Source organism: Leucobacter sp. OLIS6, from assembly GCF_002752355.1.
Lineage (GTDB): Bacteria > Actinomycetota > Actinomycetes > Actinomycetales > Microbacteriaceae > Leucobacter.
In genome coordinates, this window is sequence record NZ_MRAV01000008.1 from 224998 (window position 1) to 250043 (window position 25046).

General features: G+C 71.5%; 24 protein-coding genes. 19 read left to right on the forward strand and 5 right to left on the reverse strand.

Annotated elements, in window-relative coordinates:
* Positions 1–2: 2 nt before the first annotated feature.
* From BMH31_RS04330 to BMH31_RS04345, 4 genes are read left to right on the forward strand one after another with little or no spacing between them, the layout of a single operon-like run.
* Positions 3–1454 (forward strand): M17 family metallopeptidase, encoded by a 1452-nt coding sequence (locus BMH31_RS04330; RefSeq protein WP_099724288.1) that lies wholly within the window; start codon positions 3–5, stop codon positions 1452–1454.
* A gap of 36 nt (positions 1455–1490) precedes the next feature.
* Entirely contained in the window at positions 1491–2903 is a 1413-nt protein-coding gene (locus tag BMH31_RS04335; protein WP_241898126.1) for a glutamate-1-semialdehyde 2,1-aminomutase, read from the forward strand.
* A 20-nt stretch (positions 2904–2923) separates the two neighbouring features.
* A complete protein-coding gene (locus BMH31_RS04340) occupies positions 2924–4375 on the forward strand; it encodes an FGGY-family carbohydrate kinase (protein ID WP_099724287.1) in 1452 nt (483 codons plus the stop codon).
* Positions 4372–5796: a serine hydrolase domain-containing protein gene (locus BMH31_RS04345; protein ID WP_099724286.1), complete on the forward strand. Its 1425-nt coding sequence runs from the start codon at positions 4372–4374 to the stop codon at positions 5794–5796. Before BMH31_RS04340 ends, BMH31_RS04345 begins: the two co-directional genes overlap by 4 nt.
* Positions 5797–5805: 9 nt before the next feature.
* On the opposite strand, the gene BMH31_RS04350 is transcribed toward BMH31_RS04345, so the two are convergent.
* Positions 5806–7326 carry an APC family permease gene (locus BMH31_RS04350; protein WP_099724285.1) on the reverse strand — a complete coding sequence of 507 codons (1521 nt, stop codon included), beginning with the start codon at positions 7324–7326 and terminating at the stop codon, positions 5806–5808.
* Positions 7327–7392: 66 nt separating this feature from the next.
* A complete protein-coding gene (locus BMH31_RS04355; protein WP_099724284.1) occupies positions 7393–8697 on the reverse strand; it encodes an NAD(P)/FAD-dependent oxidoreductase in 1305 nt (434 codons plus the stop codon).
* A gap of 69 nt (positions 8698–8766) precedes the next feature.
* Here BMH31_RS04355 and metG point away from each other — a divergent pair, with 69 nt between their 5' ends.
* From metG to BMH31_RS04400, 9 genes are all read left to right on the forward strand, one after another.
* Positions 8767–10347 carry a methionine--tRNA ligase gene (gene metG, locus BMH31_RS04360; RefSeq protein WP_099724283.1) on the forward strand — a complete coding sequence of 527 codons (1581 nt, stop codon included), beginning with the start codon at positions 8767–8769 and terminating at the stop codon, positions 10345–10347.
* Positions 10348–10354: 7 nt separating this feature from the next.
* Positions 10355–11311 (forward strand): TatD family hydrolase, encoded by a 957-nt coding sequence (locus BMH31_RS04365; protein WP_099724282.1) that lies wholly within the window; start codon positions 10355–10357, stop codon positions 11309–11311.
* Entirely contained in the window at positions 11308–12219 is a 912-nt protein-coding gene (rsmA, locus tag BMH31_RS04370) for a 16S rRNA (adenine(1518)-N(6)/adenine(1519)-N(6))-dimethyltransferase RsmA (RefSeq protein WP_099724281.1), read from the forward strand. The genes BMH31_RS04365 and rsmA overlap by 4 nt, the downstream gene beginning before the upstream one ends.
* A gap of 9 nt (positions 12220–12228) precedes the next feature.
* Positions 12229–13158 (forward strand): 4-(cytidine 5'-diphospho)-2-C-methyl-D-erythritol kinase, encoded by a 930-nt coding sequence (locus BMH31_RS04375; protein WP_099724280.1) that lies wholly within the window; start codon positions 12229–12231, stop codon positions 13156–13158.
* Between the two features lie 38 nt (positions 13159–13196).
* A complete protein-coding gene (locus BMH31_RS04380) occupies positions 13197–14600 on the forward strand; it encodes a hypothetical protein (protein ID WP_099724279.1) in 1404 nt (467 codons plus the stop codon).
* A gap of 39 nt (positions 14601–14639) precedes the next feature.
* Positions 14640–15374 (forward strand): DsbA family oxidoreductase, encoded by a 735-nt coding sequence (locus BMH31_RS04385; RefSeq protein ID WP_099724278.1) that lies wholly within the window; start codon positions 14640–14642, stop codon positions 15372–15374.
* Positions 15375–15402: 28 nt separating this feature from the next.
* The gene (locus tag BMH31_RS04390; RefSeq protein WP_099724277.1) at positions 15403–16122 is read left to right on the forward strand and encodes a DsbA family oxidoreductase; all 720 of its coding nucleotides are present in this window, start codon (positions 15403–15405) and stop codon (positions 16120–16122) included.
* Entirely contained in the window at positions 16119–16313 is a 195-nt protein-coding gene (locus tag BMH31_RS04395) for a hypothetical protein (RefSeq protein WP_099724276.1), read from the forward strand. Before BMH31_RS04390 ends, BMH31_RS04395 begins: the two co-directional genes overlap by 4 nt.
* A gap of 226 nt (positions 16314–16539) precedes the next feature.
* A complete protein-coding gene (locus BMH31_RS04400) occupies positions 16540–16971 on the forward strand; it encodes a DoxX family protein (protein WP_099724275.1) in 432 nt (143 codons plus the stop codon).
* A 50-nt stretch (positions 16972–17021) separates the two neighbouring features.
* On the opposite strand, the gene BMH31_RS04405 is transcribed toward BMH31_RS04400, so the two are convergent.
* The gene (locus BMH31_RS04405) at positions 17022–17543 is read right to left on the reverse strand and encodes a hypothetical protein (protein WP_099724274.1); all 522 of its coding nucleotides are present in this window, start codon (positions 17541–17543) and stop codon (positions 17022–17024) included.
* On the reverse strand, positions 17540–17842 hold the full coding sequence (locus tag BMH31_RS15695; protein ID WP_241898127.1) for a DM13 domain-containing protein: 303 nt from the start codon (positions 17840–17842) through the stop codon (positions 17540–17542). Before BMH31_RS15695 ends, BMH31_RS04405 begins: the two co-directional genes overlap by 4 nt.
* Between BMH31_RS15695 and BMH31_RS15700 the strand changes: the two genes are divergently transcribed.
* The 3 genes from BMH31_RS15700 to BMH31_RS04420 all read left to right on the forward strand — a co-directional run bounded on the left by BMH31_RS15700 (position 17820) and on the right by BMH31_RS04420 (position 20193).
* Positions 17820–18071 (forward strand): hypothetical protein, encoded by a 252-nt coding sequence (locus BMH31_RS15700; RefSeq protein WP_241898128.1) that lies wholly within the window; start codon positions 17820–17822, stop codon positions 18069–18071. The genes BMH31_RS15695 and BMH31_RS15700 overlap by 23 nt on opposite strands.
* A 119-nt stretch (positions 18072–18190) precedes the next feature.
* The gene (locus BMH31_RS04415; RefSeq protein ID WP_099724272.1) at positions 18191–18952 is read left to right on the forward strand and encodes a response regulator transcription factor; all 762 of its coding nucleotides are present in this window, start codon (positions 18191–18193) and stop codon (positions 18950–18952) included.
* Positions 18952–20193 (forward strand): HAMP domain-containing sensor histidine kinase, encoded by a 1242-nt coding sequence (locus BMH31_RS04420; RefSeq protein WP_241898129.1) that lies wholly within the window; start codon positions 18952–18954, stop codon positions 20191–20193. Before BMH31_RS04415 ends, BMH31_RS04420 begins: the two co-directional genes overlap by 1 nt.
* Positions 20194–20487: 294 nt before the next feature.
* Here BMH31_RS04420 and BMH31_RS04425 read toward each other — a convergent pair whose 3' ends face one another.
* The gene (locus tag BMH31_RS04425; RefSeq protein WP_099724271.1) at positions 20488–21858 is read right to left on the reverse strand and encodes an MFS transporter; all 1371 of its coding nucleotides are present in this window, start codon (positions 21856–21858) and stop codon (positions 20488–20490) included.
* A 190-nt stretch (positions 21859–22048) separates the two neighbouring features.
* On the opposite strand from BMH31_RS04425, the gene BMH31_RS04430 reads away from it, so the two are divergent.
* The 3 genes from BMH31_RS04430 to BMH31_RS04440 are packed head-to-tail and all read left to right on the forward strand — an operon-like array spanning position 22049 to position 25001.
* Positions 22049–22702 carry a response regulator transcription factor gene (locus tag BMH31_RS04430; protein WP_099724270.1) on the forward strand — a complete coding sequence of 218 codons (654 nt, stop codon included), beginning with the start codon at positions 22049–22051 and terminating at the stop codon, positions 22700–22702.
* Complete coding sequence (locus tag BMH31_RS04435; protein WP_099724269.1) at positions 22699–24066, forward strand: HAMP domain-containing sensor histidine kinase; 1368 nt, start codon at positions 22699–22701, stop codon at positions 24064–24066. The genes BMH31_RS04430 and BMH31_RS04435 overlap by 4 nt, the downstream gene beginning before the upstream one ends.
* The gene (locus BMH31_RS04440; protein ID WP_099724268.1) at positions 24063–25001 is read left to right on the forward strand and encodes a TAXI family TRAP transporter solute-binding subunit; all 939 of its coding nucleotides are present in this window, start codon (positions 24063–24065) and stop codon (positions 24999–25001) included. Before BMH31_RS04435 ends, BMH31_RS04440 begins: the two co-directional genes overlap by 4 nt.
* Positions 25002–25046 lie beyond the last annotated feature (45 nt).

Genomic DNA, 25046 nt, shown 5'->3' on the forward strand with positions numbered 1-25046 from the left:
CCGTGCAGATCGAACTCGTCGTCCTCCCGGATCCCGAGCGGACCGACCCCCTGAACGAACCGGCGGCGGCCGGCCTCGACGCGCTCGCCGCCGCGCTCGGCGCGGAGCCCGCGAGCATCACCGACTGGCTCTCCGCGGCGAAGGGCGAGGCCGAGCACGCCCGAGCGGTCGTGCCCGGTCCCGATGGCCCGCATCTCGTGATCGGGGTCCGCGCCGAATCGCCGCAACGGGGGCCGGGCGCCCCGTCGGTCGCCTCCCGCGCGTGGGCCTCGGGGCTGGCGCTCGGCGGGTTGGCGGCCGAGGTCGCCGATGGATCGCCCGCCCGCATCTGGTGGGAGTGCGGAGATCCCGTGCTCGACGAAGCGCTCTGGCGAGGGGTCCGGATCGGCGAGCAGCGTCCGGGATCACCCGAGCGCGTCGCACCCGAGCCGGTCTTCGCTGCCGGCGAGCCGGTGCCGAACGACTGGAGGCGCCGGGCCGATGCGATCCGCTGGGTCCGCGAGCTCGTCGAACTCCCGCCGAACCTGCTGGGCCCCGCCGAACTGGCGCAGCGGATCACCGAGTACTGCGGCGAGAACGCCGCGGTCGAGGTGGAGGTCTGGGACGCGGTGCGGCTCGGCAGGGGCGACTTCGGCGCGGTGCTGGCCGTGGGCGGCGGCAGCTCCCGGCCGCCCCTGGTCGCGCACCTGAAGGTGCCGGGGGATCCCGGGCTCCCGTCCATAGGCCTCGTCGGCAAGGGCATCGCGTTCGACTCCGGCGGACTCAACCTCAAGCGGGACGCCGGCGAGATGTCGTGGATGAAGTCGGACATGGCCGCGGCGGCGACCGTCGCCGCCGCGATCCGGCTCGCGGCGGACGAGCGCGGAGCGGGTTCCGGTCCGACGATCGAAGCGATCCTTCCGCTGTGCGACAACGCGGTTTCGGGTACCTCGGCCCGTCCGGGCGATGTCGTGCGTCATCCGGGCGGGGAGACGACCGAGATCGTCGACACCGATTGCGAGGGCAGGCTCGTGCTGGCGGACGGCCTCTCCTGGTTGCGGGAGGCCGGGTACGACTCCCTCGTCGACGTGGGTACGCTGACCGACGGCGGCGCGGGGCTGCGGCGGACCGGGATCTGGTCGAACGACGACGAATTCGCGGCGCGCGTGGTCGCCGCGGGCGAGCGGGCCGCGGATCCGGCCTGGATCCTGCCGCTGCCCTACGGGGAGGATCAGGCGCTGGAATCTCGGGTGGCCGATTCGCGGAACGCCCCGCTCGACCGTCCCGATACGGGGCGGCACGCGGCGGCCTATCTCGCACGGTTCGCGGGCGCGCGCCCGTGGGCGCACCTCGACATCGGCGGTACCGCCTACCTGGAGTTCCCGATCGCGGGTTTCGGTGAGGGGCCGACCGGGACCGGCGTGCTGATGCTCGCGGAGCTGCTCGCTCACGACGGCGTCGCGCATCGGAGATGACCCGCTTCCTCGCCAAAGCATACTTAGTATGATAAGTTGATCGCGTCCGGAACCGACGACTCGTCCCTCCCCGTGAAAGGCATCGACATGGACCTCACCTTCGCTTCGGCGTTCTCCGACCGAACCCCGCGCTCCCGCGAGCTCTTCGAACGGGCCAAGCTCACCATCCCGGGCGGCGCGGGCAGCACCGCGCGGCTGCCGCGCAACGGGTGGAACCCCTACCCGCTGTTCATGGAGCAGGGGCTCGGTTCGCGCATCACCGACGTCGACGGCAACGAGTACGTGGACTACCTGCTCGGGCTCGGCCCCGACATCCTCGGGCACCGCCACCCCGACGTCACCGAAGCCGTGACCCGGGCCATCACCGAGTACGGCACCAGCTTCGGCCTGCCGTACGAGCTCGAGATCGAGGCCTCCGAGAAGGTCGTCGCGACCGTGCCCGGCGTCGAGCAGGTCCGTTTCGCGAACTCGGGCTCCGAAGCCGTGGGCCAAGCGGTGCGCATCGCCCGCGCGACCACCGGCCGCCGCATCATCGTGCGCTTCGAGGGGCTCTACCACGGCTGGCAGGACAGCGTGTACTGGTCGAACCACGTCGACCTCGATCAGGCGGGTCCCGCCGACCATCCGCGCCCCGTGGCGATGGGCCTCGGCGTGCCCGCGGAGCTCGAGAGCACGCTCGTCGTGCTCACCTGGAACGATGCGGAGAGCTTCGTCAAGCTCATGGCGGAGCGTGGCGAGGAGATCGCGGCCGTCATCACCGAGCCCGCAGTGCTCAACACCGGCTGCATCCTGCCGGAGCCCGGCTATCTCGAACTGCTGCGTTCCGAGACGCAGAAGTACGGCGCGATGCTCATCTTCGACGAGGTCATCACCGGCTTCCGCATCGCCCGTGGTGGCGCTCACGAGTACTACGGGGTGATCCCCGACCTCACCACCTACGCGAAGGGCATCGGCGGCGGCTTCCCCGTCGCGGCGATCGGCGGAACGAAGGAGGCCATGCGCCTCATCGCCGACGGCACCTACTCGCACTCGGGCACCTACAACGCCAATGTCGTGCAGTGCGCGGCGGTGTCGGCGACGATGGACGTCATCGCCCAGCCCGGCCTGTACGAGCGCCAGCGCGCGCTCGGCGAGCGCCTCGCGCGAGGCCTCGAATCGATCGCCGACGACAACGGCATCGATGCCTACGTGACGGGTCTCGGCACCGTGTTCCAGCTGTGGTTCGCCGACGGGCCCATCAAGAACTGGCGAGACGCGGTCGCGCACACCCGCGAGGGCGTATTCACCCGCTGGTACGAGGAGATGATCGTGCGCGGCGTGCTGTTCCACCCGCTGCAGTTCGAGAACCTGTTCGTCTCGCTGGTGCATGATGATCGTGACATCGACGACACGCTCGAGGCCGCCTCCGGCGCCATGCGCGTGCTCGCTCGGGAGTTCGCGAAGGCGTGAGACGACGGGGAGCAGACGGCATGGCGCACGAACGGCCGATCGCGATCGGCCTCGATCTCGGCACGTCGAGCGCGAAGGCGCTCGCGGTCGAGGTGGCGACCGGGCGCGTGCTCGCCCGCGTGCGCCGGCCGTACCCCACATCGCGGCCGGAACCCGGAGCGGCCGAGCAGGCCCCGGGCGACTGGATGGCCGCGGTGGTCGGGGCGCTCGGCGAGCTCGCGCAGTCGACGTCCGCGCAGGAGTGGATCGGGATCGGACTGTCGGCCATGCTGCCGACGCTCGTCTGCCTCGACGACGCGGGGGAGCCCGTCGGGCCGGCGGTCGTCTGGGAGGACATCCGCGCGGAAGCCGATGCGTGCGAGCTCGCGGAGCGCCATCCCGAGGCCGCAGCCTACGCCCGCACCGGGCAGCACCTGGACGCCCGCTACCTGGTGCCGATGTACCGCCGCATCGTGCGGCGCGACCCCGAGGCGGCCCGCCGCATCTCGCGGATCGCCGGAGCGAAGGATTACGTGTTCGCGCGCCTCACCGGGCACCTCCTCACCGACCCGAGCACCGCGGTGGGCTCGGGCGTGAGCGCCGTCGCGGACGGCGCGCACGCCTCGGGCGATTGGCCGGAGCTGCCGGAGGTGCGTCCGGCGACCGAGACGCGGGGGCTCGTCGAAGGGGTCGCCCGGCTCGTCGGGGCGCCGAGCGGGATCCCGGTCGCGCTCGGCGCCGCCGATTCGGTGCTCGGCGCCGTCGCGCTCGGAGCGCGACCGGGGCGCGACGTCGCGATCATCTCGGGTACGAGCACCGTGATCCTGGGAACCCGGACGGGCCCCGAGGCGGATCCCGGCGGGCGCTCGCTCGTGACCCCGCTCGCCGACGGCGGATTCGGCTGGGAGATGGATCTCGTGGCGACGGGGTCCGCGTTCGCCTGGCTCGCCGGCCTCACGGGCGCGTCGTCGGTGGAGGCGCTGCTCGCGGAAGCCGGATCGGTGCATCCCGCCGAAGCGCCCGAGGTCCTGCCGTACCTCGGTCCGGGGGAGCAGGGAGCGCTCTGGGAGCCGGGGCTCTTCGGCGGCTTCGCCGGCCTCACGCTGGGCAGCACCCGCGGTCAGCTCATGCGCGGACTCCTGACGGGGATCGTGCTCGAAGCCCGCCGCTGCATCGCGGTGATCGATCCGCCCGCCGACGGCAGGCTCCTCGTCGCCGGGGGTTCGGCGCGGTCGCCGGTGCTGCTGCAGGACCTCGCGGACGCCTGCGGTCGAGCCGTCGAAGCCGACCTGATCGAAACCGACCACTCGGCGCTCGGAGCGGCGGATCTCGTCGCGTCGACCTGCGGCTTCGACCCCGCTTCCCGCGGCCACGGCGATCTCCGCCGGTTCGAACCGCGGCCCGAGCGCGGGGAGCTCTGGCGAGGGTTGGCGGCCCGGCAGGAGCGCGCGATCCTGCGTGAGCGGGAGCGCGTGGCGGGAGCGGGTCGATGAACGGCCTCGAGCGAGGACTCGAAGCGGCGCTCGCCCGGGGGGAGGAGCTGCTGCTCCGCGCCCCCGTCGCCGGTGGAACGATCGCGCTCCGGACCCCGGAGGCGCAGTGCGCGGCGGCGTTCGGCACGGCGGGCCCCGGCGGGTCCCCGATGCCGCTCGACGCCCGCCTCGAGATCGGATCGATCTCGAAGAGCGTCGCCGGGCTCGCCGCGGCCCGGCTGGCGGTCGAGGGACGGATCGACCTCGACGCGCCGGTGCGCGCGCTCCTGCCGTGGCTGGAGCTGCCGGTCGGCGCCGGCGAACCGAGCCTGCGGCACCTGCTCGGCCACACCGCCGGCTGGATCGCCGGGAGCGACGCGCTGCCCGGCGACCGGGCGCAGGCCCTGGCGCTCGGCGAGACCGTCGCCGGCAGCCGGCCCGGCGCGTTCTTCCACTACAGCAACATCGGGTACGTCGTGCTCGGTCTGGCGCTCGAGGCCGCCTGCGGGCTGCCCTACCCCGAGATCGCGCAGCGGCTCGTGCTCGAACCGCTCGGTATCGACGGAGCGGTGACGAACCTCACCGGAGCCCGGCGCGGCGAGCTCTGCCGGGGAACCGTGCCGCTCCGGGACGACGCGCCCTGGAGCCCGGCCGACGGGATCGCCGAGGCGCCGTGGCTCGAGCCGGCGGGAGCCGACGGCAACGTCGTCGCTACGGCCGACGAACTGCTGCGATTCGCTCGGGCGCTCACGGATCCCGGATCGTTCGCGGCCTCCGCGCCCTGGCTGCCCGAGGCCGTCGCCGTCGCCGCCGCACCGTCGGCGCCGAGCGGCGAGGGCGTGCTCGACGTCGGTCCGCACCTGCCCGCGCCGGGGGATCGCTACGGCTTCGGGATCAACGCGGAGCCGACCGCTCGTGGAACGGTCCTCACCCACGGCGGCGGCATGGTCGGTTACGGCGCGTTCCTCGTCGCCCACCCGGAAGCCGGCATCTCGGTCGCGGTGCTGCTGAGCGGGCCGGGGGAGCGTCCGTACGCCGAACTGCTGGCGCGCGAATGCCACGCGGCGGCGGCGGGTGCGGATGCCGCGCCTGGCGGCGCGGATCCGATCGGGGCCCTGCATGCGCCCCGCGCGCCGCTCGACCTCGACCCCGCGAGCACGGACGGCGTCGCCGGTACCTACCGGAGCTACAGCCCCTGGGTGCCGCACCTCGAGGTCGGCCGGGACGACGGAGGGCGTCTCGTGCTGCGGGCCTATGCCGGAGTCGAGGCCCCGACCGAGGACGTGCCGCTCGTGGCGCTCCAGGGTGAGGGCGCGCGGTCGTTCCGGGTCGGCTCGGACCCGAGGCTGCCCGAGCGGATCCGGTTCGAGGGGGTGATCGACGGTGTCGCCCAGGTGCTCGTGCGCGACGGCGGTCGGTTCGCGAGGGTCGCCGACCGCTGAGTTACCGGCCTACTCGTCGGGGACGAGGATCGGGGTGTCGCGGTTGAGGCTCTCGCCGCGGAAGTACGGCTTCGAGCCGGGCCGCAGCGCCCACAGCCCCATGAGGATGAACCCGAGCACGATCGAGCCGACGCCGATCACGAAGGCGCCGCCCACACCGAACAGCACGGTGTACCCGTAGTCGACGTCCCACATGTCGATGGCCGACTGCACCAGCGCGTAGGCGAGCATGAGGCCGCCGAGCAGGGGGAAGATGCCGCGCATCCAGAGGTTGCGGGCGCTCTCCTTCAGCGTGCTGCGGAAGTACCAGACGCAGGCGAACGACGTGATCGCGTAGTAGAGCGCGATCGCGAGGCCCATCGAGCTGAGCGAATCGGCGAGCATGTCGGTCGACACGATCGACATGACGACGTAGTAGACGATCGAGGCGATGCCCATCATGAGCGTCGAGAACCACGGGGTCTTGAGCTTCGGGTGCACCTCCGCGAACTTCGCGGGGAGCGCCCGGTAGACCGCCATCGAGAGGGTGCCGCGCGCGGTCGGGAGGATCGTGGTCTGCGTCGACGACGCGGCTGAGACCATGACGGCGAGGATCAGGAACCAGCCCCACGGCCCGAAGAGCACGTCGCGGAGCACGGTGAAGACGTCGTCGAGGTTGGACTCGTTGGTGAGGCCGAAACCGGTGTCGCCGAAGCCCGCGAACATCATGACCGCGATCGAGACGCCGACGTAGACGAAGATGAGCACGACGATGCTCGAGATCGCCGCGCGCCCGGGGGTCTTGCGCGGGTTCTTCGTCTCCTCGTTGAGCGCCAGGCAGGTGTCCCAGCCCCAGTAGATGAAGAGTGCGAGCAGCACGGCCTGCATGAATCCGTGCCAGTTGGTGAGCTCCGCCGGGTTGAACCAGTTCCAGTCGAATGCGATGGAGTCGGGGTTGCTGCCGTTCAGCGCGTTCACGAGCGCGAGGACGCCGAAGAGCAGCAGTGCGCCCATCTGGACGACCATGAGCACCATCTGCATGCGGTCGCCGATCTGCACGCCGAGCATGCTGATGCCGACCATGAGCGCGATGAACACGACCGAGGTGATCACGACGATCGTCTGGTTGTTCGCGAACTCCTCGTTCCCGAGCAGGTACCAGAAGTAGCGGCCGGTGATCTCGCCGACGTTCGCCATGACCATGACGCCCGCCACGGCCACCGCCCAACCGCCGATCCAGCCGGTCTTCGGGCCGAAGGCCTTGGCGCCCCAGACGAAGGTGGTGCCGCAGTCGGGCGCCTCGCGGTTCAGCTCCTGGTAGGCGAACGCCGCGAAGACCATCGGGATGCAGGCCACGACGAAGACGAGCGGGGCCTGCGCGCCGACGGCGACGATGACGTAGCCGAGGGTCGCGGCGAGGGAGTAGAGGGGAGCGGTCGAGGACAGACCGATGATCGTGGAGCCGACCACGCCGAGGGTGCCCTCGTTGAGGCCCTTGCCGACGTGGATGTGCCCCGTGTCGGTCGCGTTGCTCAATGTCGTCTTCGCCATGTGCTTATCGTTTCTTTCGCCTTCGAACGCAAACCCCGGAAGTCTACACAGCCGGAGGGGCCTCGATCACCCCGCTCGGAGGATCCGCTCGGCGGCGCGCCGCCCCGAAGCCATCGCCGCGGTGACCGTCGCCGGATCCTCCTGCCAGGTGGTCTCGCCGGCGATGTGCAGCACACCGCCGATCGGTGCGGCCAGACGCTCGTGATCCTCGGGCGTCGAACCGACGGTCATGTAGGCGTAGGACCCGCGGGAGTAAGGGTCGTCCTGCCACCGGGTGATCCGGACGTGCTGCGGTGCGGGGACCGCGTCGCCGAAGATCTCGCCCAGGGATGCCAGCACGGACTCGGTGATGCGCTCGTCGCTCCAGTCGCGGATCGCGCGCGCGCAGGATCCGGCCGCGAAGGTGAGCAGCGTCGGCGTGCCGTGCAGCGCGGTGAGGTCGTACCAGGAATGCCACCAGGCGCCGGCCGGACCCTGACGTCGAACCGCGTAGACGCCGTCGTCCCAGAACTTCCGGTCGAAACGCAGGAACACCTTCTCGAACGCGTTCATGGTGAGCCCAGCGAGCGCATCGGCGTTCTCAGCGGGCAGCGGGGGCTCGATCCGGAGCTCGTCGGAGCGCAGCACGCCGACCGGAACGGTGAGGACGGCCGTTGCCGCCGCGAACTCCGCGCCGTCGACGGTCGTGACCACGACGCCGTCCTCGCTCCAATCGACGCGCGCGACCGGGTGCTCGAGGCGCACGTCGAGCCCCTGCGCCAGGCGGGTCGCGAGCTCGTCGTAGCCGCGGGGGAACACGACCTCGTCGCCGTCGACCGCGTCGTCGTCGAGCCCGTGCGCGTCGAGATCGGCCGCGTCCGCGCCGTACTGCTCCTCGCTGCGGTGGTGCAGGTACTCGCGCACCCGAGCCGCGCGATCCGCGTCCCAGGTCAGGAACTCGAGCGCCGTGTCGACGGCCGTCGCGTAGGAGGTCGCCGGGGCCGCGGCGGCGATGACGCCGCCGAGCACGCGATCGAACTCCGCGACGTCCGCGATGAACGCATCGGCGGCCGCATCGCTCAGGCGCGCGCCGTCGGGGCCGTAGTATGCCACGGGGCGGCCGCCGGCCTGGTAGCTGCCCATCGTGAACTCGACGGTCGGCATACCGGCCGCCTCCGTCTCGGCGTAGACCTCGCTGCCGTCGATCCCGTGGATCCACGACGCGCCGAGATCGGTGACGCGCCCGTCCTCGCGCTCGGTGTGCACCCGGCCGCCGATGCGGTCGCGCGCCTCGAGCACGACGACGCTCCGCCCCGCCCGCAGCAGCTCCGCGGCCGCCGAGAGTCCTGAGATGCCTGCGCCGATGACGATGGTGTCGTGGTGGGTGCTCATGCCCGTGAGCCTAGTGCGCCTCGGTAACACTGCGGATCGGGGGCGGTCCGATCTCTTAGGATGGAGACCATGGCCAAGCCCTCCCCGTTCTTCATCACGACGCCGATCTTCTACGTCAACGACGCCCCGCACATCGGGCACGCGTACACCGAGGTCGCCGCGGACGTGCTCGCCCGCTGGCACCGCCAGGCGGGCGACGACACGTGGTTCCTCACCGGCACCGACGAGCACGGCCAGAAGATCCTGCGCACCGCGACCGCGAACGGCGTCGCCCCCAAGGAGTGGGCCGACCGTCTGGTCGAGTCCTCGTGGAAGCCGCTGCTCGATCTGATCGACATCTCGAACGACGACTTCATCCGCACGACCGACGCGCGGCACGAGGCGGGCGTCGCGAAGTTCTTGCAGAAGCTCCACGACGACGGCCACATCTACGCGGGCGAGTTCGAGGCGCTGTACTGCGTCGGCTGCGAGGAGTTCAAGCCGAAGAGCGAGATCGTCGACGGCACGGGCGAGTTCGAGGGCCAGAAGGTCTGCGCGATCCACTCGAAGCCGCTCGAGCTGCTGCAGGAGAAGAACTACTTCTTCAAGATGAGCGCGTTCCAGGACCGCCTACTCGCGCTCTACGAGGAGCGTCCCGACTTCGTGCATCCGGCGAGCGCGCGCAACGAGGTCATCGCGTTCGTGCAGCAGGGGCTCGAGGACCTCTCGATCTCGCGCACCTCGTTCGACTGGGGCATCCCGATTCCGTGGGACTCCTCGCACGTCACCTACGTCTGGTTCGACGCGCTGCTCAACTACGTCACGGCCATCGGCTACGGCGCGGACGACGAGCAGTTCCAGCGCCGCTGGCCCGCGAACCACCTCGTGGGCAAGGACATCCTGCGCTTCCACGCCGTCATCTGGCCGGCCATGCTCATGGCGGCCGGGCTCGAGGTGCCGGATCACGTGTTCGCGCACGGCTGGCTGCTCGTCGGCGGCGAGAAGATGTCGAAGTCGAAGCTCACCGGCATCGCGCCGAACGAGATCACCGACACCTTCGGCTCCGACGCGTTCCGCTACTACTTCATGCGCGCCATCTCGTTCGGCCAGGACGGCTCCTTCAGCTGGGAGGATCTGGCCGCGCGCTACCAGGCGGAGCTCGCCAACGGCTTCGGCAACCTCGCGAGCCGCGTGCTCGCGATGAACGCGAAGTACTTCGAGGGCGTCATGCCGCAGGCCGCCGACGAGACCGCGGCCGACGCCGCGATCCGCGAGCTCGCGGCCTCGGTCGCGTCCCGCGCCGACGAGCGGATCAGCGCGTTCGCGGTGCACGAGGCGATCGCCGCGATCTGGGAGCTCGTCGACGCGCTCAACGGCTACATCACCGAGCAGGAGCCCTGGGCCCTCGCCAAGGATCCCGATCAGCGCGACCGTCTCGCGACCGTGCTCGCGACCGCGACCGAGGGCCTGCGCGCCCTCGCGCAGCTGCTCGCTCCGGTCGTCCCGGTCGCGACGGCGAAGCTGTGGACCGCGCTCGGCGCCGACGAGGCCCTGGGCGCGCTGAGCGCGCAGCCGATCCGCGAGGCCGGCACGTGGGGCCGTCTGCCCGCGGGCACCCCGCAGCAGAAGCTCGACGTGCTGTTCCCGCGCATCGAGACCGACGGGAAGTAGGCGCCGCATGAGCGACCACTCCTCAGCGGAGCCCGACGCGGCAGCGCCGCAGCCGCCGGCCGGGGGGCTGCGCAAGCGCTCCACCGACGGCTCCCTTCCGGGCGCGCAGAAGCGCGACCTGCAGCGTCCGGCCGACCCGGAACCGCTGCCGATCCCGGTCTACGACAATCACACCCACCTCGAGTTCGAGGACGGATTCGAGCAGCTCGATCCCGCCGAGTCGCTCGCCCGAGCCGAGGCCGTCGGCGTGCGCGGCGTCGTGCAGGTCGGCACCGACCTCGAGACGAGCCGCTGGAGCGCCCAGATGGCGGCGGCCGATCCGCGCGTGCTCGCCGCCGTCGCGCTGCACCCGAACGAGGCGCCCCGCCTCGCCGAGCGCGGGCTGCTGTGCGAGCACCTCTCCGAGATCTCCCGCCTCGCCGCGCAGCCGCGCGTGCGGGCGGTCGGCGAGACCGGGCTCGATTTCTTCCGCACGGGCGAGGACGGGCGCGAGGCGCAGCTCGAATCGTTCGAGGCGCACATCGACATCGCCAAGGCGAACGGGATCGCGCTGCAGATCCACGACCGCGACGCCCATGACGACGTCGTGGCGACGCTGCTCCGCGTCGGCGCACCGGAGCGCACGGTGTTCCACTGCTTCTCGGGGGACGTCGAACTGGCGAAGATCTGCGCCGAGCACGGCTGGTACCTGTCGTTCGCCGGCACCTCGACGTTCAAGAACGCCCCCGCGCTGCGCGAGGCGATGCGCGTCGCGCCGTCGAGCCGGATCCTGGTCGAGACGGACGCGCCGTTCCTCACCCCCGAGCCGTTCCGCGGACGCCCCAACGCGCCGTACCTGCTGCCGCACACCGTGCGACGCATGGCCGAGACGCTCGAGCAGCCGCTCGACGAGGTCTGCGCTCTGCTGGCCGAGAACACGGAGCGGGTCTACGGCTCGTGGCAGATGGAACCGGAGACCCGATGAGCGACGACGCAGCACCCACCGCACCGGCGCTCCTGGGACCCATCGAGGTGCGCGAGCTCGCCGAGCGGCTCGGCGTCTCGCCGACCAAGAAGCTCGGTCAGAACTTCGTGATCGACCCCAACACGGTGCGCAAGATCGTGCGCCTCGCCGGCGTCGAACCCGGCGACCGGGTCATCGAGGTCGGGCCGGGCCTCGGCTCGCTCACCCTCGGCATCACCGAGGCCGGCGCCGACGTGACCGCGGTCGAGATCGACCACCGGCTCGCGGCCGAGCTGCCGAGCACGGTCCGCGCGATGCAGCCGGGGGTCTTCGCCGATCCCGATGCACCGCGGTTCCGGGTGATCCGCAGCGATGCGCTCGAACTCACGGCGGAGCACATCGCCGAGCTGCCGGCGGCACCTGAGGTGCTCGTCGCCAACCTGCCCTACAACGTGTCGGTGCCGATCCTCATGCAGTTCCTCGAGCTCATGCCGTCGCTGCGCGCAGGGCTCGTAATGGTGCAGGCCGAGGTCGGCTATCGCATCGCGGCCGGGCCGGGATCGAAGGAATACGGCGCGCCGAGCGCGAAGGCCGCCTGGTACGGTGAGTGGGGGATCGCGGGCACCGTGAGCCGCCGGATCTTCTGGCCCGTGCCGAACGTGGACTCCGTGCTCGTGTCGTACGTCCGATCCGACGAGCCGCGCGGCTCCGAATCGGAACGCGTGCTGACCTTCTCGCTCGTCAACTCGGCCTTCGCTCAGCGTCGCAAGATGCTGCGCCAGTCGATGCAGCCGGTGCTCGGTCCGCTCGAGCGCGCGGTCGAAGTGCTCGAGGCCGCGGGCGTTGATCCGATGGCCCGGGCAGAGCAGGTGTCGATCGATGACTTCCACCGCATCGCCCGAGTGCATGCCGCATCCGAGGTGCGCTAGCGTAATCACATGGGGACGACGCAGACGCAGACGGTAACGGTCCGGGCGCCTGGCAAGATCAACGTCTTCTTCCGCGTCGGGGCTCTGCAGGACGACGGATACCACGACGTCGCGTCGCTCTACCAGGCGGTGTCGCTCTACGAGGAGGTCACCGCGGCGCCCGCGGACGACTTCTCGGTGCGGTTCACCGGGCCCATCGACACGAGCGGCCTGCGCACCGATGACTCCAACCTCGCGATCCGCGCGGCGAAGCTGCTCGCCGAGCGCACGGGCGCTGGCCGGGGTGTTTCGCTGACCGTGCACAAGCGCGTACCGATCGCGGGCGGCATGGGCGGCGGATCCGCCGATGCGGCGGCCACGCTGCTCGCCTGCGACGAGCTCTGGGGGACCGGCCTCGGCCGCGCCGGCCTGCTGCCGCTCGCGGCGTCGCTCGGCGCCGACGTGCCGTTCGCGCTCGAGGGCGGGACCGCGGTCGGCACCGGCCGGGGCGATGAGCTGAGCGCGGCCCTCGCCAAGGGCTCCTTCCACTGGGTGCTCGCACTGTCCGACGGCGGGCTCTCGACCCCGCTCGTCTACCGCACCCTCGACCAGCACCGCGACGAGCACTCGGCCGACATCGTGCCGACGCCCGAGCAGGTGCGCGTCGATACCGCCGTGCTGCAGGCCGTGCGATCCGGCGACGCCGGATCGCTCGCCGACGCGATGCACAACGACCTGCAGGCCGCGGCGTTCCGGCTGGCACCCGAGCTCTCCGAGCTGCTCGAACTGGGGGAGTCGCGCGGCGCGCTCGCCGGCATCGTCTCGGGATCGGGGCCGACCGTCGCGTTCCTCGTCTCCGACGCGGTCGCGTCGGCCGAGCTCCAGGCGGTGCTCGCGCGAGCCGGTGTCCGCACCCTCACCGCGACCGGCCCGGTGCCCGGCGCGCGCCGGATCGACTGAGCGGTCCGGAACCGGACCGGCGAGAGACGAAGCCCACCATGCGATCGACCACCGGTATCCGGACACGGCGGATCCTCGCGTCCGCGGCCGCGATCCTCGCCGCCGTCTCGCTCGCAGGGTGCGGCTCGGTGGACGCCGGAACCGCGGGCCGGCAGGCGACCGAGCGCGAGTTCCGGAGCGATCCCGCGGTCGAGTCCGTTGATCTCACGAGCCTGAACACCCTGCCCTGGATCGGGTCCGTCGACGGCACGGTCACCGCCAAGCCCGGTCTGAGCGACGACGAACTCTCCGCGCTCGTGGACCGCATCGGCGCGTTCGAGAGCGAGAAGCGCGGCGGCGCGAGCGTGAGCCTGAAGGTCGCGGCCGATACCGTGACGCTGCGCGTGCTCCCGGATCGGGCTCGGAACGCACGGTTCGTCGCCGCGGCGAACGAGCTGCGGACCGACACGGGGATCGTGTCGGCGGAGCTCGAAGTGCGGTCCGGCGACGGATCGAAGCTCACCGCACGTACCTCGACCGCCGAGCGTGCATTCGCGCTCGCCATGGAGACGCCGGGCCCGCTCCGGGAGCGCGCGAGCGAGACCCCGGTCGAGCTCGATGTCTCCTCGGTCGACGGCGTATCGCTCGAAGGCGACCAGGGCGGGACCTGGATCGCCGACGCCCAGCGGGTGTGGGCGACGGTCGGCCTGCGGGCTCGTGTCACCGTGCTGGAGGCAACCCCCGAGGCCCTGGACCTGCAGGTGGCCGAGGAAGCGGACGTGGCCGCGGCGCGTGCGGCCGCGGAGGCGGCGCTCGGACACCGACCGATGGCGCTCACCGTCGAGAGCCGATCCCTGCAGCTCCGAGACGGGGCGAGCGGGGACACCACCCGGGTGACGCTCGCGAAACTGCCCGCCGAGACGCGGAAGGTCATCGACTTCGTCTGGACCGACGATGCGGTGCTCCAGCTGCATCTGAAACCGGGCACCGCGCTCGCTCCCGTCGCCACGGCGCTCCTCGCGGTGCCCGAGGCCTCCGGCTTCCGGACGCTCGCGCTGATGATCGACGGTCGCGATCTCGGTTCCGGCGGCTCCGGGGCGCCGATCGGGGTCTTCGCCGAACCTGCCGATCTCGTGCCGCGCGCCACCGGTGTCGACCGACTGCTGGCCACAGGGACCGTCGCGGGCACCGATACCGCGCGGAAGCGCATCGACGTGATGCTCCTCGAGAATGCGGGACCAAAGGAACGCGCCGCGCTCGCTCCGGTGCTCAAGTCCTTCGCTCAGCCGGCGGACTGGGTGTGCGTGAAAGGCGGGGAACCCGCGGTGCGCACGCTGTGCGTCACCGCGGCGGAGCGCATCTCGATGAGCGATGTCGAGGAGGCCTATCGGTCTCAGGCGGAGGATTTCCTCGCCCGCTGGAATGCGGCTCCGTCGCTCGGGACCGCCCCCACTGCGGAGTAGCCGGGGAATGCCCGGGATCCCGGCGGTGTTCCACACGGTATGACCGCGTCGCAGCCTGATTCGGGTCCCCGCTCCGCCGCAGCGGCCCCGGGGATCACGGCGGACGTGTGGTTCGACACCCGATGCCCCTGGTGCTTCATCGGCAAGCGCCGCTTCGAACGCGCGGTCGCGGGTTTCCGCGCGGACCACCCCGACGTGCCCGTCGCCGTGCGGCACCGCAGCTTCGAACTCGCGCCCGGCATCGCCGACCGCTACTCCGGGACCGAGAGCGACTATCTGCGCCAGTACGAGGGGGTACCCGACCACCACTCGGCGCGCATGCTGCCCGAGCTCGAGCGGTTCGCGGCCGACGCCGGGATCGAGATGCGCTTCGACGGCCTGCCCCTCGTCAACACCCGCAGGGCGCACCGGGTGTTCCAGCTCGGCGCCGCCCGCGGCATCGGCGAGGAGGTGCTCGACCGCCTCTTCGTCGGCTACTTCACCGAACACCGTGACCTTGCGGACCCCGGCACGCTCGGGGCGCTCGCCGCGGAGGCCGGGCTCGACGCGGCCGATGCGCGCGCGGCCGCGGACGATCCCGAGTGGGACGCCGTGGTCGATCTCGAGCAGCGCCGGGCAGGAATGCTCGGGATCCAGGGCACGCCCTACTACTTGCTGAACGCCCGGTTCGCGATCCCCGGGGCGACGGGCGAGCCCGAGTTCCGGAGCGCCCTCGAGACGGTGCTCGCGAAGATCGCGCCGGGACTCCCGGATTCGTCGGCTTCGCGGGAATAGTCGAGCGCCGGGGCATGCTGTACCCGTCGTGAATGAAACGATCCGCGTCGACGTCTGGTCCGATATCGCCTGTCCGTGGTGCTTCCTCGGCAAGCACCGGTTCGCCCGAGGGCTCGAAGCCTTCGCCGAGGCGAACCCGGGAGTACGGGTCGACGTGGAGCACCACAGCTACGAGCTCGCCCCGGACACCCCCGAGGACTTCTCGGGCAGCGAGTACGACTTCCTCGCGAAGCACAAGGGCATGCCGATGCCGCGGGTCGAGGAGATGCTCGGCGAGATGACCAAGCTGGCGGCGAGCGAGGGGCTGACTTTCGACTTCGACCGCCTGCAGCACGTGAACACCCGGCGCGCGCACCGGATCCTGCACCTCGCGAAGGATCGCGGCGTGCAGTCCGACGTGCTCGAGCGGCTCTTCCGCGCCTACTTCTCCGAGGGGCTCGACCTCTCGGATCCCGATCGCCTCGCCGACCTCGCCGCCGAGGCCGGGCTCGATCGCGCCGAGGCGCGGGCTGCGCTCGACGATCCCGCCTACGGCGACGCCGTCGACAGCGACATCACCCGCGCTCGCATGCTGGGCGTGACCGGAGTACCCTTCTTCCTGTTCGACCAGAAGTACGCGGTTCCCGGCGCGCAGGGCGCCGAGGTCTTCACCGATGTGCTGGGACAGGTCCTGCAGCTGGGCCGCAGCGGCGACGGTGCGGGCGAGAACGGTTCCGATGGTTCGACGGACGAAGGGGAAGCGCGATGAGCGACACCACCAAGGAGACGGCACTGAGCGACGAGGCGGCCTCGGCCGTGATCGCGGCGGACGCGGTGTTCGAGAGCGGTTTCGGCGCGGCCGGATTCGCCGATGCCGAATCGCGGGAGATCCTGAACCTGCTCGGTGACGACGCCGCGGCGGGCGGGTCCTGCTGCGGCGGGTCCTGCTGCTCCGTCTGAGGCGCGACACGCACCTGTTCGACACGCGGGCGGTTCCGCCGTCCGTCGATCAGGTGTGCCCGCGACTCGGGACGGGGCCCGCGGCGACCGGGCGCGCGTCATAACACGACTTCTTCGAACGCTGTTCAGTGCTTCCCAAGGTCCGGTTCCTAGCGTTCTCGGCACGGGGCGAACGTCCCGCGCCGCGGCCACCGCGGTGTCCTGCCACGAAGGAACCACTCCTCTCATGACGAACACCAAACGACCCACCGCAGACGCCGGACTCCTCGTACTGCGCATCGTCGCCGGCGGTGTCTTCGCCGCCCACGGCGCGCAGAAGATCTTCGAATACACCATCCCCGGAACCGTCGACGCGTTCGCCGGCATGGGGGCTCCGCTGCCGGCGCTCATCGCGCCGCTCATCGCCTTCCTCGAACTGATCGGCGGCGTACTGCTGATCCTCGGCCTGCTCACCCGGCCGGTCGCGCTGCTGCTGGCGCTCGATATGCTCGGCGCGCTGGTGCTCGTGCACCTGTCGGCCGGCCTCTGGGTCGGCGAGGGCGGTTACGAGTTCGTCGCCGTGCTGGGCGCCGCGGCGCTCGCGCTCGCCCTCACCGGGGCCGGCCGTTTCGCGCTCGACCCGGCGGTGCTGCGCGGCAAGGCCGCGGTCTTCGCCTGATCCGAGGATCCCGGCCGGCGCTCGATGGGGGCCTCGAACGCCGGCCGGGATCAGCCCTCGACGGTCGTCACGACCGCCGAGGGCGTCAGTGCCTCGACCGCGAGCAGCAGCAGCGAGAGCACGAGCATCGCGGGATACTGGGCGATCAGCTGATCCGAGGTCCAGTAGAGCGCGAGCGTGCCGCCCGAAACCACGGCCGCGACGGCCGTGACCCGGCGCGACGACCGGGGTGCGACGCCTCGAACGCGGAGCAGACCGAGGAGTCCGCCGACCGCGAGCATCGCGAACGCGGCTCCCAGCAGCAGTTCGAGCATCGGGATCCCGATCCCGAACACCGCGGGGATCCCGCGCATCAGCGCCCAGATCGGGGCGAACCATTCCGGCACCCGGGTGTTGCGCTCCGCGCCATCGGCGACGAGCAGGATGTCGGACGTCCCGAATCCGGCGCGCACCTTGACGACGCCCTCGATCGTCCAGAGCACTGCGAGGACGCCCGCGATTACGACGGCCGCCGCCCGGCCGGCGGACGCGAGCACGGTCGGCCTCCGCGCGGAGGCGGCGGCCCCGATCATGCGAGCTTCGCCGCTCCGAACACGGCCTTCGCCTTGTCGCAGTGGATCACGACGTCGGTGTACTCGGACAGGTCGACGCCCGAGAGGGTGAACTTCTGCGCGGCCGCGTCGAACTTGATGGCATCGATCCGCATGCCGGCTTCGACGGCGGCCTCGTCGGTGCCGCGGGTCAGATAGACGTGCAGATCGGGTCCTTCGTCCGAGGAGAACCCGCTGAGGGCGAGCTCGGTGCCGGTGACTTCGACCGTGCCCGCGACCTGCTTGCCGTTCAGGCCGGTGAACGAGCCGGACTTCCGCATCGTCGCGGAATCGCTCGAGGCGCTCGGCGTGCTCGATTGGCTGGAGCTCGTGCTCGGCTTCGCGTCGCCGGACGACATGGAGTCCTTCGACCCGCTGCTGCAGGCGCTCAGCGAAACGGCGAGTGCCGCGGCCGAGAGGACGGTGAGTGAGGCGGTGACGATCCTGCGCATGATGCGCTCCCATCTGTTCGACGAGTCCGCCGGTGCCGACGGACGCCTTCGACGCTAGGCAGCGGATTCGCTCGCGTGGCCGGATGTTTCCGAGCCGTAAGGAACCGGGTCGGCGCTCACCCGGCGGAGGTAGGGTCGGGCCATGGAGGCCGCAGGATCCGGAGGGAGGCGACGCCCATGAGCGAACCGTCGCAGCACGAACCGCAGCGCGGCGCGGGCCCGGAAGAGGTGCGCGTCGAGCTGGTCGAGGACGATCCCACGGTGCGCGGAGCGGTCGAGCAGTACCTCGGGGCGCACGGGTACCGGGTGCGAGCCCACGCGAACGGGATCGCCGCCCGGACGTCGATCCTCTCCGCGCCGGCTGGCGAGCGGGCCGACGTGCTCGTGATCGACCGGATGCTCCCCGGCCTGAGCGGCGACGAGCTCGTCCGCGAGGTGCGTGCGCGCAGCCAGGTCCCGATCCTCATGCTGACCGCGCTCGCCGAGACGGAGGACCGGGTCGAGGGGCTCGAGCTCGGCGCGGACGACTACCTGGCGAAGCCCTTCTCGCTGCGCGAGCTGACCCTGCGCATCGGATCGCTCGCGCGGCGCTCGCGAACAGCGGCGGCAGCGGTCGATCGATTCGCGGTCGGCGACTTCGAGATCGACTCGGGGCAGCGCCGGGCTTGGGTCCGCGGCACGGAAGTGCTGCTGACCTCCCGCGAGTACGACCTGCTGCGCTTTCTCGTGCGGCATCCCGACCGGACCCTCGGTCGGGATCTGCTGATCTCGGAGGTCTGGGGCTGGAGCTTCGGCGACCCCTCGACGGTGACGGTGCACGTGCGCAGACTCCGCGAGAAGATCGAGCACGATCCGGCGGATCCTCGCTACCTCCGCACCGAGTGGGGTGCCGGGTACCGCTTCTCGGCGACGGGACGCGAGCCCGAGGCGGCGGTCTGATGGGCGCCGGGATGATGCCGCTCGGACTCACGGATGTGCTCGTGATCGCGGGCACCGCGCTCGGCTGCGCGGTCGCGGTCGGGGCGCTCGCACTCATCGTGCTCCGACTGCTCCGCGGCCGACCGCTGTTCGTCCACTTCCTGATCGTGCCCTGCGCCGCGTTGCTCGCGACGACCGCGTCGGTGCTCGCGATCTCCGTCGAGATGTACCTGTCGCCGCACGACCTCACCGTGCTGGTCTGGGTGCTCGGGGTGTCGACCGTGTTCGGCGCGGGGCTCGCGTGGGCGCTGGCGCGGTTGGTGAAGCGGGGGTTCTCGCGGGCGACCGAATCGGCCCGCGCCATCGGCGACCCGCCGATGGGCGGTGGGTTCTCGGCTCCCTCAGAGGCTCCGGCCGGATCCGGGCTCATGCCGGGCGGCGAGCCGAGTGCGGTTCGTGCGGGGGCGGCCGAGGCCGCGGAGTTCGCCGAACTGACCCGGGAGCTCGCGGAGGTCTCCGCGCGCGTGCGCGATGCGCGGGCGGAGCTCGAACGCCTCGATTCGGCGCGGCGACGGTTCTTCGCGTGGATCTCGCACGACCTGCGCACCCCGCTCACCGCGCTGCGCGCGATGTCGGAGGCGGCGGCCTCGACCGGGGCGTCCGCTGAGTACCGCCGATTCGCGGAGCGCGTCGGGGAGCAGGCCGTCTCGATGTCGAGACTCGTCGACGACCTGTTCGAGCTGTCGCGGCTCGGGGCGGGCACCCTCCGCCTGCAGACCGAGCAGATCGATCTGCTCGACGTCGTCTCCGACGCGGTGGCCGAGGTACGGGTCGCGGCCGCGCAGCGAGGGGTGCGGATCGTCGCACGCGAGATCGCCGGGCAGGCGGTCTGGGCCGATCCGCATCAGCTCGGAAGGGTCGTCACGAACCTGCTCACGAACGCGGTACGGCACGCGCCGCAGGGCACGGCGGTGCTGATCTCCGTGTCGGCGCTGCCCGGGGAACGGGTCGTGCTCGGCGTGCTCGACCAGGGCGGAGGCGTCGCCGTCGAGGACCTGGACCGCATGTTCGACGTCGGATGGCGGGCGAGCGCGTCGCGCGGCGGATCGGGCGATGCGGCGAGCGCCGCGATCGCTCCCGGATCCGGGCTCGGCCTCGCGATCGCGCGCGGGCTCGCGCGTGCGCACGGGGGCGACGTGACCGCGGAGCACACGGATGCCGGGTTCCGGGTGAGCGTGGAACTGCCGGTGCGGGCCGGGTGAGGGGACAATCGAGTAGACGGATCGAAGTGTTCGATGCGCTCGCCGCTTCCTCTTGGGGTCGGGCAAATAGTCCTTTTGTGGGCGCAGGTGGATCTCCCTGCGCTGCCGACCCGATCGCGTATCCGCTCAGCCGGATTTGAACGCTCAGCCGGATGAGTTCTGGCAGATTTGTCCGGCTGAGCGTTCAAATCCGGCCGAGCGAACGCGCAAGGGTGAAACGAACCTCATGGCGGTGCACTGCGCCGTGCCCGTCGCGGCCGGCGCCGGGGGAACGACGGCGCCGGCCGCGAGGTCTCAGCGATCCACCCCGACCGGGGCGGGGCTCGGCTCGGCCGAGGCCCGCTCGCGCATGCCGCGCTCGTCGTCCAGCCAGTTCGCTCCCTTGTTGCGGAGGAAGAACACGTACACGACGAGGGAGACGGCGATCACTCCGGTGACGTACATGATGAACTGCGGTACGTGTCCGGTCTCTCCCGCTGCCTGGTAGAGCAGGGGAGCGGTGCCGCCGAACACGGAGTTCGCGAGCGCGTAGCCGAACCCGACGCCGAGCGCGCGGATGTGGGTGGGGAAGAGCTCCGCCTTCACGACCGCGTTGATCGAGGTGTAGCCGGTGAGGATCACGAACCCGATGACGAGGATCGCGAACGCGAGCACCGGGTCGCTCTGCGCGGGCAGGGCGGTGAGCAGGAACCAGGTGTAGAGCACGCCGCCGACGCCGAAGAACACGAGGAGCGTCTTGCGTCCGACGCGGTCCGAGATCCAGCCGCCGAGCGGTTGCAGCACCATGAGAATGGTGAGCGCGACGAGGTTGATGATCGTTCCGGAGAGCACGTCGTCTCCGGCGAAGGCCTTCTTGACGATGCTCGGGCCGGTGACCGAGTAGGTGTAGAAGGCGACCGTGCCGCCCGCGGTCACGAGGAAGCAGAGCAGCAGCGGACGCCACTGGTGCAGCAGGAGCTCCCGCATCGAGCCGGAGCGCTGCGACTGGCCGGTGCGGACCGCCTCGAGCGTCGACGTCTCGAGCGTCTCGTCCATGGTGCGCCGCAGCCACAGGACGACGAGTGCGCCGACGCCGCCGATGGCGAAGGCCACCCGCCAACCCCACGCCGCGATCTCCTCGGGGGGCATGGTGACGACCATGATCATGAGGGTGAGCTGGGCGAGCACGTGGCCGCCGACGAGGGTGACGTAGTGGAACGAGGAGAGGAAGCCGCGGTGGCCCGCGATCGCCGTCTCCGACATGTAGGTCGCGCTCGTCCCGTACTCGCCACCGGTGGCGAAGCCCTGCAGGAGTCGCGCGAACACGAGGATCACGACCGCCCAGACACCGACGGATCCCGCGGTCGGGGAGAGCGCGATCAGCATGGAGCAGGCGGCCATCATCGAGACCGACACGGTGAGCGACAATCGGCGCCCGTGCCGGTCGGCGAAGCGGCCGAAGAACCAGGACCCGAGGGGACGCATGAGGAACGTGACGGCGAAGATCGCCCACACGTAGACCGTCGAGTTCTTCTCGTCGGCGGGGAAGAACTGCATCTCGAAATAGCTCGCGAAGACGGAGTAGACGTAGACGTCGTACCACTCGACGAGGTTACCCGCCGAGCCCTTGAGCGTGTTCGAGATGGAGCGCCTGATGGTCGGCGAGGTCGCCGTCGTCGTTGACATTGACAGTCCAATCGTCATCAATCGGGGTGCGCGCCCGGAGGGGCACTCGGTCATTCTGGGCGCGGAAGCGGCGGTCCGCGGGATTCCTTAACGCGGCCTTTACACTCGTGCGCCGCGGGATCGCGCGGTTCTCCCCGCGGTGCCGACGGCGCCCCGCCGAGCGGCGGGCGGCCCGGGCATACTGGGGAGCATGCGTATTCTCGTCGCCGAGGACGACCCCTCGGTGTCGGCCGCCCTCGCGGCCGCGCTCACCCGCGCTGGGCACCGCTGCGACCAGGTGGCCCGGGGAGCCGACCTGCTCGATCAGTACGCGGTCGCCGACGCCGTCATGCTCGATCTCGGGCTGGAGGACATGGACGGACTCGAGGCGCTCCGGCGCCTCCGGGAGCTCAGCCCGGTACCGGTGATCGTCGTGACCGCGCGCGGCGACGAGCGATCCACGGTGCAGGCTCTGCGTCTCGGCGCCGACGACTACCTGGTGAAGCCCGTGCGGCTGCACGAACTGCTCGCGCGTCTCGGCGCGGTGACCCGGCGCTACGCGCGATCCGCTCCCGAACGGATCGAGGTGGACGGGATCGTCGTGGACGCGGCCGCGCACCGTGCCACCTGGGACGGCACCGAGATCCCGCTGACGCCGACCGAGTTCGCCCTGCTGACGGAGCTGGCCCGCGACGCCGGAACGGTGGTCGAACGGCAGAGCCTGCTCGACCGGGTGTGGGGCGACGGGTACGTGTCGACCTCGCGAGCCTTCGACGTCCACCTCGCGCAGCTGCGGCAGAAGCTGCCGATGCTCACGATCACGACGATCCGAGGGATCGGCTTCCGACTCGAAACCGGCTCATGAGGCGTCGGGTCCTGATCCCGCTGCTCGTGCTCGGTCTCGTCGCGGTCTGCGCGATCCTCGTGCCGACCTGCTCGGCGATCGCGGATGCGCGCACGCAGCAGCTGCAGCTGCAGCGCACGGGCGCCGTCGAGCAGGTGGTGCAGCGGGCCCGGGCCGTGCTCGGCGGATCCGGGTCGCCCGCGACCCTGCAGCGCTACTTGGAGCGCTTCCACTCGACCTACGGAGAGGCGGTGCTCGTGGTCGACGGCTCGGGGGAGCGGCTCGCCGAAGCAGGCGGGATCCCCGGGAACGCTGCGACCGAGCGCGCGGCCACCGCGGCCCTCCGCGGTCTGCCGCAGTGGACGCTGCCCACGGTCCTGCCGTGGAGCCCGGACTCGGCGCTCGTCGCCCAGCCGATCGCGACCGCCAGCAGTGCTGCCGAGGGCGCCGTCGTGCTGCGGGTCGACCAGGCTTCGGCGAAACGGGACGTGCTGTCCGGATGGATCCTCGTCGGTGTCGTCGGTGCCGCGCTGCTCGTCGCGCTGCTGCTCGCCTCGAACCTCTGGACCCGCTGGGTGATCCGACCGGTGCTGGCGCTCGACGCCGCGACGCGGGCCGTCTCGGAACACCGGGGCTTCGATGCGGCCGCGGTCACGGGCCCGCCGGAACTGCGTCGCCTCGCGGCCTCGTTCGAACGGATGGCGGGCGAGGTCGAGGACGCGTTGGCGCAGCAGCGTGGGCTCGTCGCCGACGCCTCGCATCAGCTGCGCAACCCGCTCGCGGCGATCAGGCTCCGGGTCGATGGGCTGCCGCGCGACGATCCGGAGTCGCGCTCCGAGGCCGAGGCGGTGGAGAACGACCTGGACCGGCTCGAGCGCACGGTCGACCGGATGCTCGTGCTCGCCGAAGCGGAGCATCGGGCGAATTCGGAGCCGAGCCGTTCGCCGGTCCGGGTCCGCTGCACGGTCTCAGCCGCGTCGCTCGTCGATCCCTACCGCGCGGCCCTCGCCGGCTCCGGCATCGACGTGCTCGCGAGCAGCGCCGAAGCCGAGCTGCCGTTCCGGCGCGGCGATCTCGAGGAGATCGTCGAGATCCTGGTCGACAACGCCCGCAAGTACGCGGGGTCCGGAGCCCGGATTCGGGTGGAGGTGCGCGGGTCGCCCGCGGAGCTGGTCGTCGCCGACTCCGGCTCGGGCCTCGCCGAGGCGGAGCTGGCTCGCGTCGGCACCCGGTTCTGGCGCTCCGAGATCCACCGCGCGCTGCCGGGCACGGGCCTCGGGTACGCCATCGTCGAGCAGTTGGCCCGGTCCAACGGAGCGGGCGTCGAGGTCTCCCGGGCTCCGGAGGGCGGACTGCTCACCCGCGTGCGGATGGGCGACGCATGACCGCCGTGTCGAGACGCGCTGCACTGCTCGGGCTCGCGGCCGGTCTCGCGCTCCCGCTGGTGGCCTGCGCGAACCCGTCGTCCGGGGCGCGGGTACGGATGGCCTGCGGAGAGCCCGGAGGGCTCTACCTGCAGTTCGGGGAACTGCTGCGCGACGTGCTCGAGCGGCGCGGGATCGCGCTGGACGTCCTCGCGAGCAACGGCAGCGCCGACAACCTGGCCCTGCTCAGGCGAGGGGACGCCGACCTCGCGCTCGCGCTCGCCGATTCCGCCGAGCAGCAGGGTGCGGGACTCACCGCCATCGGTCAGGTCTACCAGAACTATCTGCAGTGCGTCGTGCGCGCCGACGGAGGCGCGCGTCGGATCACCGACCTCGCCGATCTCGCGGGTCGACGGGTCTCCATCGGTGCCCCCGGCTCCGGCAGCTCGCTCACGACCCGCCGCGTGCTCCGCGCCGCGGGGCTGCTCGACGGCCCCGAACCGCCCGAGCTCGGTCAGCACCCGCTGGAGGATGCGCTGCGCGCGCTCGAAACGGGCAGGATCGATGCCTTCTTCTGGTCTGGCGGGATCCCGACCCCGAAGATCGCCGAGCTCGGTGCACGAACGCCGCTCGCCCTCGTCGACCTCGCTCCGGCGCTGGCACGGCTCTCGTCCGGCGATCCGGACCAGTACCTCCCGGCCCGGGTGCCCGCGGGCGTCTACGGGATCCCGGTTCCGACCTCGACCATCGGGATCCCCAACCTCCTGCTCGCGCGGCCCGAACTCGCCGACGCGACGGCGCAGGGCGTCGTCGACGCCCTGATCGACGACGCGCCGTCGCTCGTCCCCGCGGGCAGCGTCGGGGTGCAGTTCCTCACCGGTGCGAGCCTCATCGACACCGGGACCCTGCCGCTCCACCCGGCGGCGAAGCGCCGCTACCGCGAACGCGCGGGCTGATCCGGATTCCCACCGACGCCCCGGGGTCCGGCGGGGTAGCGTGGA

Excerpts from the sequence above, each read along its gene's own strand:
- BMH31_RS04340 (WP_099724287.1), top strand. The coding sequence starts at position 2,924 with ATGGCGCACGAACGGCCGATCGCGATCGGCCTCGATCTCGGCACGTCG.
- BMH31_RS04345 (WP_099724286.1), top strand. The coding sequence starts at position 4,372 with ATGAACGGCCTCGAGCGAGGACTCGAAGCGGCGCTCGCCCGGGGGGAG.
- BMH31_RS04350 (WP_099724285.1), bottom strand. The coding sequence starts at position 7,326 with ATGGCGAAGACGACATTGAGCAACGCGACCGACACGGGGCACATCCAC.
- BMH31_RS04355 (WP_099724284.1), bottom strand. The coding sequence starts at position 8,697 with ATGAGCACCCACCACGACACCATCGTCATCGGCGCAGGCATCTCAGGA.
- metG (WP_099724283.1), top strand. The coding sequence starts at position 8,767 with ATGGCCAAGCCCTCCCCGTTCTTCATCACGACGCCGATCTTCTACGTC.
- BMH31_RS04365 (WP_099724282.1), top strand. The coding sequence starts at position 10,355 with ATGAGCGACCACTCCTCAGCGGAGCCCGACGCGGCAGCGCCGCAGCCG.
- rsmA (WP_099724281.1), top strand. The coding sequence starts at position 11,308 with ATGAGCGACGACGCAGCACCCACCGCACCGGCGCTCCTGGGACCCATC.
- BMH31_RS04375 (WP_099724280.1), top strand. The coding sequence starts at position 12,229 with ATGGGGACGACGCAGACGCAGACGGTAACGGTCCGGGCGCCTGGCAAG.
- BMH31_RS04380 (WP_099724279.1), top strand. The coding sequence starts at position 13,197 with ATGCGATCGACCACCGGTATCCGGACACGGCGGATCCTCGCGTCCGCG.
- BMH31_RS04385 (WP_099724278.1), top strand. The coding sequence starts at position 14,640 with ATGACCGCGTCGCAGCCTGATTCGGGTCCCCGCTCCGCCGCAGCGGCC.
- BMH31_RS04395 (WP_099724276.1), top strand. The coding sequence starts at position 16,119 with ATGAGCGACACCACCAAGGAGACGGCACTGAGCGACGAGGCGGCCTCG.
- BMH31_RS04400 (WP_099724275.1), top strand. The coding sequence starts at position 16,540 with ATGACGAACACCAAACGACCCACCGCAGACGCCGGACTCCTCGTACTG.
- BMH31_RS04405 (WP_099724274.1), bottom strand. The coding sequence starts at position 17,543 with ATGATCGGGGCCGCCGCCTCCGCGCGGAGGCCGACCGTGCTCGCGTCC.
- BMH31_RS15695 (WP_241898127.1), bottom strand. The coding sequence starts at position 17,842 with ATGCGGAAGTCCGGCTCGTTCACCGGCCTGAACGGCAAGCAGGTCGCG.
- BMH31_RS04415 (WP_099724272.1), top strand. The coding sequence starts at position 18,191 with ATGAGCGAACCGTCGCAGCACGAACCGCAGCGCGGCGCGGGCCCGGAA.
- BMH31_RS04420 (WP_241898129.1), top strand. The coding sequence starts at position 18,952 with ATGGGCGCCGGGATGATGCCGCTCGGACTCACGGATGTGCTCGTGATC.
- BMH31_RS04425 (WP_099724271.1), bottom strand. The coding sequence starts at position 21,858 with ATGTCAACGACGACGGCGACCTCGCCGACCATCAGGCGCTCCATCTCG.
- BMH31_RS04430 (WP_099724270.1), top strand. The coding sequence starts at position 22,049 with ATGCGTATTCTCGTCGCCGAGGACGACCCCTCGGTGTCGGCCGCCCTC.
- BMH31_RS04435 (WP_099724269.1), top strand. The coding sequence starts at position 22,699 with ATGAGGCGTCGGGTCCTGATCCCGCTGCTCGTGCTCGGTCTCGTCGCG.
- BMH31_RS04440 (WP_099724268.1), top strand. The coding sequence starts at position 24,063 with ATGACCGCCGTGTCGAGACGCGCTGCACTGCTCGGGCTCGCGGCCGGT.